Here is a 7,991-nt window from a genome sequence, read left to right on the forward strand (position 1 = left end):
GGGCGGTCGAGGTCGGCGGTGCGCCCGTGACCCTGCTGCTCGACCGCGACGACCTGGCGGGTGCGGGCGAAATGCGCCACGACCTTGCCGAAGGAGGTCCCGACCGTCTCCAGCCCGCCATGCAGCAGCAGCAGCGGCGGACGACCGGCGCCGTGGACCTCGTAATACATGTCGAGGTCGCCGATGCGCGCGTAGCCGCCCGCCGCCTGTTCGCCCGTCGCCGTCATCGCGCGGCCTCCCGAGATTTCCGTCTCCCCCGACCTAAACCAATTGCCCGGCGGCGGCAATCCGCCACGAGGCCCGGAGCACCGGGCGGGTCCGTCGCGCGACGGGAGCGGAAAAGCAGTCCATATTCTTTCGCATAGGTGGAGAAAATATCGCCAAAATTACTTACGATGTTTTCAGACTTTAACCCCAAGCATGGGGGCAGGGAACGGAATCGGCTCTCGGCCGCCGGGATGGCACTCGGTGGCCGGAAGGAGAACGGGTGCCCCGGGGAGAAACGTTATGGCGATCACCATCAAGGCGACGCTCTATACCATCGTGACCGCGCTGGCGGCGCTGATCGTCACCAGCACGGGAATGAGCACCTACGACCGCATGAACGGGCGCCGGGACGCCGCCGCCTTCCTGGCCGTCAACGAGGCGTCCGACCTGCTGATCCGCACGGCCGGGCAGTGGGCCCTCGAACGCGGCCTGACGACCGCGCCGCTGAACGCGGCCGAGCCTGCGTCGGCCGAGCGGCGCGACCAGATCGCCCGCCAGCGCGCCGCCGCGGATGGCGTCTTCGCCGCCGGCCTCGAGCAGGTGCGGTCCTTGCCGGTCGCCGGGCAGACGGCCGGCATGGTGGAGGAGGCCGAGCGCCTGTTCCTGGCGTTGCGCGCCGTTCGCGCCGGCGTGGACGAGAACCTGGCGAAGCCGGCCTCCGCCCGGGACAGGAGCGTGGTCGAAGGCTTCGCCCCCGCGAGCACGGCGCTGATCGAGAAGGTCCAGGAACTGCGCGTTACGGTCGAGATGCTGAGCGGCGCGCCGTCGGCGCAGCTCTCGCAGTTCGTCCAGGCCCGGCACCTCGCCGCGGTCATGGCGGAGAATGCCGGCCGCGAACGCGGGACCCTGGGTGCCGCCATCGCCGCGGGCGTGCCCATCGACCAGGACCTGCTGCGCGCGGTGTCCAGGGCGCGCGGTCACGTCCTCCTCGCCTGGAGCACGATCCACGCGCTCGAACTGCGCGCCGACGTCCCCGAATCGCTGAAGCAGGCCATCGTCGCGGTGGAAGAGGCGTATTTCGGCCGCTACGAGGCGCTGCGCGAGGAGGTCTACGCCGCCGGCGAGACGGGACGCTACACGGTTTCAGCCACCGACTACGTCGCCCGCGCCACGACGGCGGTCGACACCATCCTGAATCTTGCCGGCGAGATCGGCGCCGAGGCCGGTGCGCGGGCCTCCGCCGAGATGGCCCGGAGCACCGCCCGGATGGCCGTGGAAGCGGCCATGCTCCTGGGCGGGTTCGTCCTGGCCGCCGGGAGCGTCTGGGTGGTCGGGCGCCGCATCGTCGCCCCGGTCTCGGGGATGACGGACGCGATGGGGCGCCTCGCCGCCGGCGACAAGACCACCGACGTCCCCGGTGCCGGCCGGCGCGACGAGATCGGCCGGATGGCCCAGGCGGTGCAGGTGTTCAAGGACAACATGATCGAGAACGAGCGCCTTGCCGCCGCGCAGGAGGAGCACAAGGCGCAGGCCGCGCGGGAGCGCAAGACGGCGATGCTGGGCCTGGCCGACCGGTTCGAGGCCAGCGTGAAGGCCATCGTCGAGTCGGTCGCCGCGTCGGCGACGCAGATGCAGGGTGCCGCGAGCGCGATGTCGGGCACGGCGGAGGGGGCCAGCCGGCGGGCCATGGCGGTGGCCTCGGCCTCCGAGCAGGCGTCGGCGAATGTCCAGACGGTGGCGACGGCGACCGAGGAGCTCACGGCCTCGATCCAGGAGATCGGGCGGCAGGTCGCGAACTCGACGGCGGTCGCGACCACGGCGGTGCAGGAGACCAAGCGCACGGTCGGCACCATCGTCGGCCTGGTCGAGGCCGCGAGCCAGATCGGCGCGGTGGTGGACATGATCCAGAACATCGCCGGCCAGACCAACCTGCTGGCGCTCAACGCGACGATCGAGGCGGCGCGCGCCGGGGAGGCCGGGAAGGGCTTCGCGGTCGTCGCCTCCGAGGTCAAGGCGCTGGCGACCCAGACCGCCAGGGCGACCGAGGAGATCCAGGCCAAGGTCGGCGAGATCCAGGCGGCCACGGGCGGGGCGCGGGCGGCGGTCGAGGCCATCGAAGGCACGATCGGCCGGATGGACGAGATCACCGGAGCGATCGCGGCCGCGGTGGACCAGCAGGGAGCGGCCACGCGGGACATTTCCTCCAACGTCCAGCAGGCCGCGCGCGGCACCCAGGAGGTCTCGGCCAACATCTCCGGCGTGAACGAGGCGGCGTCGGAGACCGGCACGGCGGCCACCCAGGTGCTGGCGGCGGCGGGCGGCCTGTCCAAGGAGGCCGAGACACTCCGGCGCGAGGTGGAGGCCTTCATCGCCACCGTCCGGGCGGCCTGACCGGCACGGCGGGACGCCGTTCCGGCCCGGCAGGGGGGCGTTCCTCCTGCCGGGTATCCGGCTTAGCGCGCGATCTCGCCGATGCCGTCCGCGACCAGCTTGCCGCCGATCGCGCCGAAGGCCAGGCCGAACAGCGCCTCGACGGCGCGGGCGAAGCGCGCGTAGGCGCGCCGGGCCACCCCGCTGGAGAACAGGACCCCGTAGGTGCCGTAGACGACGAGCGCGGAGGCGAAGCCGAGAGGGGCGAAGCCGAGCACCTGCGGCGCCGACAGGCCCGAGCCGAACAGGAAGGTCGCGACCGCCGCCCACATCAGCGCCGATTTGGGGTTGGTGAGGTTGACCAGCACGCCGCGGCGCCACGCGGCCAGATCGGTCCAATGCGTCTCGCCGGCCCCGAAGGCGGGGTTGCTGCCCCGCCACGCGGCGCGGAGCGACTTCAGCGCGATGAAGCACAGATAGCCGCCGCCCAGCAGCTTCATCACGGTCAGCAGCGCGGGAGCGACCGCCAGGACCAAGGCGAGCCCGAAGGCGGCGAGCGTCACCCACACGAAGATGGCGGTCGCGACGCCGAGCGCCACGAACGTCGCCGCGCGCCGCCCCTGGCCGAGTGCCGCGCCGGCGACCGCCAGCAGGTTGGGGCCGGGGGTCACCTGGCCCAGCACGATGCCGATCAGGGTGACGGCGTAGATCTCCAGCATCGGCGCTTCTCCAGCGGGAACGGCGTCCGCGATCCTACGCCGGCCGCCGGGTCGATCCAGATCAAAATACGGCGGCGGCCCCGGGGGCGAACTCAGCGCGCCGCGCCGAACAGATGGAACTGGACGACGGAGCCGACCCGCTCGACGACGGCTTCGGCGTCGGGGCCGGAAAGATGGGGCAGGCGCAGGACGAAGCGGCAGAAGGCGAGGCCGAGGATCTGGCTGGCGATCAGCTCGGCGCGCAACGCGGCCTCGTCCTCGGCGATCCCGGCGATCCGGGGCAGCACCTGGCTCGCGAAGATCTCGCGCATGCGCGCGCGCGCCTCCTCGTTGGACGAGGCGGCGCGCAGGAGGACGACGAGGCCGTCGTCGCCCTGCTCCCAACGCGTCAGGAAGTGGCGCACGAGCGCCCGTCCGACCGCTTCGCGGGGCAGGGCCGCCAAGTCCGGCAGGCGCAGGTCGAAGGAGCTGACGGCGGCGAACAGGCCTTCCTTGCTGCCGAAATAGCGCATGACCATGGACGGGTCGATCCCGGCCTCACCCGCCACGGCCCGGATCGTCGTCCGCTCGTAGCCATGCTCCGCGAAGAGCCGCCGCGCCGCTCGCGCGATGCGCTCCCTGGTCTCGTCCGAGCGTATACGCGCAGCCGCCATCACCGTCTCCCGGTCGTGCCAACAGGTGTTGACACTACGACGTCCCGGGCGTATCCGTCAACGAATGTTGGCCAACAGTTGTTGGCATATTCGGGAGGAGAGTCGATCATGGTGCCTCGGGAGACGGACGTCCTGATCGTGGGGGCCGGGCCGACCGGCCTGTCGCTCGCACTGAGCCTCGCGCAGGCCGGCTGCGGCTTCGTCATCGTCGACCGGATCGCGGCCGGCGCGAACACCTCGCGCGCCGCGGTCATCCACTCCAACACGCTGGAGATGCTGGAGCCGCTCGGGGTCGCCGATACGATCCTGGAGCAGGCGCACATCGTGCCGCGCTTCTCGGTCCGCTCGCGCGATGCGCGGCTGCTGACCGTGGACTTCACCGCGCTGCCGACGCGCTATCCGTTCACGACCATGATCTCCCAGGCGGTCACGGAAGCCATTCTCGAGGCGCGGCTCGGCGCGCTCGGCCACCGGGTCCATCGCGCGTTCGAGGTGACCGACCTCGCGGAAGGCATCGACGGCGTCGACGCGACGCTGCGCGGCCCGGACGGGGCCGTCTCGCGGATGCGCGCCGGCTACGTGGCCGGGGCGGACGGGATGCATTCGGTCGTGCGTCAGGCCGCGCGAATCCCGTTCGAGGGGTCGGCCTACGAGGGCTCGTTCGTGCTGGCCGACGTGACGATGGACTGGGGGCTGGCCCGCGACGAGGTGGACCTGTTCTTCGCGCCGGAGGGGCTCGTGGTCGTGGCGCCGCTGCCGGAAGGCCGCCACAGGATCGTCGCGACCGTCGGCGAGGCGCCGCCCGAACCGACGGTCGACGACGTCCAGCGGATCCTCGACGCGCGCGGGCCGCGCGGCGAAGCCGCCCGGGTACGCGAGGTCGTCTGGGGTTCCCGGTTCCGGGTCCACCACCGCCTCGCGGGCCGGTACCACCAGGGCCGGATGGTCCTGGCGGGCGACGCCGCCCATGTGCACAGCCCCGCCGGCGGCCAGGGAATGAACACCGGGATCGTCGATGCCTGCGTGCTGGGGCCGAGGCTCGCCGGCATCGTGGCCGGGCGGCGCGACCGCGAGGCGCTGGACGAGTACGTGGCGCTGCGCCGGCCCGCCGCGGAGCGCGTCCTCGCGCTGTCGGACCGCCTGACCAGGGTCGCGAGGCTCCGCAACCCGGTCCTGCGCGCGGCGCGCAACCTCGGCCTCCGGGCCCTGGACCGCCTGCCGGCGTTCGAGCGTTCGCTGGCGTTCGACCTGTCCGGCCTGCGGCACCGCGCCCCTCCGGCTTGACAAGTTCCCATATCCGGGAAATATTCCCCGATATGGACGAAACACCTTCGGATGAATTCTCGATCGACCGGCGGATCGCGCTGCGCCTCAGGGCGTTGCGGGCCGAACGCGGCTGGTCGCTCGACGAGCTGGCGAGGTCGTGCGGCGTGAGCCGCGCCACGCTGTCGCGGGTGGAGAACGCCGAGGTGAGCCCGACCGCGAGCGTGCTGGGCAAGCTGTGCGCGGCCTACGGCCTGCCGATGTCGCGGCTGATGTACATGGTCGAGGAGGACTTCGCGCCCCTGGTCCGCCGGGACGTGCAGCCGGTATGGACGGACCCGAGGATCGGCTTCCGGCGGCGCTCGGTGTCGCCGCCGGCGCAGACCCTGGCCGGGGAAGCGCTGGAATGCGAGCTCGGGCCGGGCACGCGCATCGCCTATGACGAGCCGTCGAGGCGGGGGCTCGAGCACCATCTGCTGCTGGTCGAGGGCCGGCTGGAGGTCACGGTGGACGGGCGCGCCCACGACCTGCGGCCCGGCGACTGCCTGCGCTACCAGCTTTTCGGCCCCAGCGCGTTCGCGACGCCGGAGGACAGTCCGGCCAAGTATTTCCTCTTCATGGTGTGAGCGGGCATGACCACCATCACGACATTCTCCGCGGACGACGTCGCGGAGCATCTGGGCGAGCTCGGCGCGCTGCTGCACGCCTGCGTCCGCGACGGGGCCAGCATCGGCTTCGTGCTGCCCCATACGCAGGCCGACGGCGAGGCCTGGTGGGGCGGCAAGGTGCTGCCGGCGCTGCGCGGCGGGGGCTTGGTGCTCCTGGTCGCGCGGCAGGAAGGACGGATCGTCGGGGCGGTCCAGCTCGACTGCGACACGCCGCCCAACCAGCCCCACCGCGCGGAGATCCGCAAGCTGCTGGTGCATCCCGACTTCCGCCGCCGGGGCATCGCCAGGGCGCTGATGGCCGGGATCGAACGCGCCGCGGCCGGCCGGGGGCGGAGCCTGGTGACGCTGGACACGCGCACCGGCGACAAGGCCGAACCGCTCTACGCCTCGCTCGGCTACCGGACCGTGGGGACGATCCCCGGCTACTGCCTCGACCCGGCCGAGGACCGGCTCGACGCGACGACGATCATGTACAAGCCGCTGTGAGGACGCCTGCCCGCGGGGGAGCGCGCCCTTACCGCGTCTTCTCCTCCGGCCGCAGGATCGCGCGCAGTTCCGCCACGTCCCGGCGCAGGCCGCGGATCTCCTCCATCATCAGGTCGCGCTCGCCCTGGGCGGCCGCTTCGGCCGCGTCGGCGTCGGCCTGGTGTTCGGCCTGCATCGCGTTCACGACGACGGCGATGAACAGGTTCAGCATCGTGAAGGTCGCGACCGCGATGAAGGGGATGAAGAACAGCCAGGCATAGGGATAGACCTCCATCACCGGGCGCACGATCCCCATCGACCAGCTTTCGAGCGTCATCACCTGGAACAGCGTGTAGACGCTCTCGGGAAGGCTGCCGAACCAGTCGGGAAACGCCCGGCCGAACAGCATCGTCGCCATCACCCCCGCGACGTAGAAGATCAGCCCGAGCAGCGCCACGATCGCCCCCAGCCCGGGGATCGCGCCCAGCAGCCCCTCCACGACCCGGCGCAGCCGCGGCACCGCCGAGATCGAGCGCAGCACGCGCAGGACGCGCAGCGCGCGCAGCACCGCCAGCGGGCCGGTATCCGGGACCAGCGCCACCGCGACGACGGCGAAGTCGAACACGCTCCAGGGGTCGCGGAAGAAGCGCGGGCCGTGCGCGACCATGCGCAGCGCGATCTCGACCACGAACACGGCCAGGATCACGCCGTCGACCGCGCGCAGCACCGGCCCGGCCGCCGCCATCACCGCGGGCGACGTCTCCAGGCCGAGGATCACGGCGTTGATCAGGATCAGGACCAGGATGGTCTTCTGGAACCAGGGCTGCTGGACGAAGCGGCGTACGGCCCCGCGCCAGTCGGACGGAGATGCGGACGTGGTCATGGTCGGCTGCAAGGGGGCACCGGGAGAGAAGGGGTTTCGACCACCGATAGGTAGCACATCCGGACCGTCCTGGCAGCGTGCTGCGGGGCCCGGGGGCCATGCCGGTCCTGCCCCTTTTTTGTCACCGGCGGGTGTGGCCGCCGTCACAGGGCCGATGGCCGCCTAATCCGAAAGTGCGGATAGAACTTCCACGACACGGAAACCGGCGATGATGACGAGAATGGCTGCGGTGGCGATCCTGGCGGCAAGCCTGCTTTCCGCATGCACGATGAACCACGCCGAAAGGCGCGCGGTGACCGGCGGCGCCGTCGGCGCCGGAGCGGGGGCTGCCGGCGGATATCTTTTGGGGTACGATCCCGTGATGTCGGCGGTCGTGGGCGGGGCGGGAGGCGCCCTGATCGGCGCCGCGACGACCCCGAGCCGCGAGGTCCACCATCACCATCACCACACCCATAAGGGCAAGCGCCAGCGCCGCGACGACGATTGAACGGCCGGTGCGCCGAGGGCGTCCTGTCCCGGCGGCGCTCGCGGGGGCGCTGCTCCTGCTGCTCGCCGCCTGCGCGTCGCGCCCGCCGGCCGTGCCGGAGCCAGCACCCGCGCCCCCATCGGCGCCGACCCGCGTGCAGCCGAGCTTCGTGCAGAAGGGGATGGCGTCCTGGTACGGGCCGCGCTTCCACGGCCGGCTCACCGCCAGCGGCGAAAGGTTCGACCAGGACGACCTGACCGCCGCCCATCGGACGCTGCCCATGGGCACGGTCGCGAC

At 72.0% G+C, this 7,991-nt stretch carries 10 protein-coding genes; 6 read left to right on the plus strand and 4 right to left on the minus strand.

Annotated elements, in window-relative coordinates; translation table 11 throughout:
* Positions 1-227: hypothetical protein (locus VGO20_RS10190; protein ID WP_414639792.1), on the minus strand; the 227-nt coding region annotated here is incomplete at its 3' end.
* Positions 228-507: 280 nt separating this feature from the next.
* On the opposite strand from VGO20_RS10190, the gene VGO20_RS10195 reads away from it, so the two are divergent.
* On the plus strand, positions 508-2,598 hold the full coding sequence (locus VGO20_RS10195) for a methyl-accepting chemotaxis protein (protein ID WP_327502222.1): 2,091 nt from the start codon (positions 508-510) through the stop codon (positions 2,596-2,598).
* A gap of 62 nt (positions 2,599-2,660) precedes the next feature.
* Here VGO20_RS10195 and VGO20_RS10200 read toward each other — a convergent pair whose 3' ends face one another.
* A complete protein-coding gene (locus tag VGO20_RS10200; RefSeq protein WP_327502223.1) occupies positions 2,661-3,296 on the minus strand; it encodes a LysE family translocator in 636 nt (211 codons plus the stop codon).
* Between the two features lie 92 nt (positions 3,297-3,388).
* Entirely contained in the window at positions 3,389-3,949 is a 561-nt protein-coding gene (locus VGO20_RS10205) for a TetR/AcrR family transcriptional regulator (RefSeq protein ID WP_327502224.1), read from the minus strand.
* A gap of 108 nt (positions 3,950-4,057) precedes the next feature.
* On the opposite strand from VGO20_RS10205, the gene VGO20_RS10210 reads away from it, so the two are divergent.
* Genes VGO20_RS10210 through VGO20_RS10220 form a run of 3 tightly spaced genes read left to right on the plus strand, consistent with a single transcriptional unit; the run spans position 4,058 to position 6,366 of the window.
* On the plus strand, positions 4,058-5,233 hold the full coding sequence (locus VGO20_RS10210; RefSeq protein ID WP_327502225.1) for an FAD-dependent monooxygenase: 1,176 nt from the start codon (positions 4,058-4,060) through the stop codon (positions 5,231-5,233).
* Positions 5,234-5,265: 32 nt separating this feature from the next.
* On the plus strand, positions 5,266-5,838 hold the full coding sequence (locus VGO20_RS10215; protein ID WP_327502226.1) for a helix-turn-helix domain-containing protein: 573 nt from the start codon (positions 5,266-5,268) through the stop codon (positions 5,836-5,838).
* A gap of 6 nt (positions 5,839-5,844) precedes the next feature.
* Positions 5,845-6,366, plus strand: coding sequence for a GNAT family N-acetyltransferase (locus VGO20_RS10220; protein WP_327502228.1), 522 nt, complete (start codon positions 5,845-5,847; stop codon positions 6,364-6,366).
* A gap of 28 nt (positions 6,367-6,394) precedes the next feature.
* Here VGO20_RS10220 and VGO20_RS10225 read toward each other — a convergent pair whose 3' ends face one another.
* On the minus strand, positions 6,395-7,228 hold the full coding sequence (locus VGO20_RS10225) for an ion transporter (RefSeq protein WP_327502229.1): 834 nt from the start codon (positions 7,226-7,228) through the stop codon (positions 6,395-6,397).
* A 208-nt stretch (positions 7,229-7,436) separates the two neighbouring features.
* On the opposite strand from VGO20_RS10225, the gene VGO20_RS10230 reads away from it, so the two are divergent.
* The gene (locus VGO20_RS10230; RefSeq protein ID WP_327502230.1) at positions 7,437-7,715 is read left to right on the plus strand and encodes a hypothetical protein; all 279 of its coding nucleotides are present in this window, start codon (positions 7,437-7,439) and stop codon (positions 7,713-7,715) included.
* Between the two features lie 7 nt (positions 7,716-7,722).
* The coding region (locus VGO20_RS10235) for a septal ring lytic transglycosylase RlpA family protein (RefSeq protein ID WP_327502231.1) at positions 7,723-7,991 on the plus strand (269 nt) is incomplete at its 3' end.

Origin of the sequence: Arenibaculum sp. (assembly GCF_035998295.1) — a bacterium.
In the GTDB taxonomy this organism is placed as follows: domain Bacteria; phylum Pseudomonadota; class Alphaproteobacteria; order Azospirillales; family Azospirillaceae; genus DASYHS01.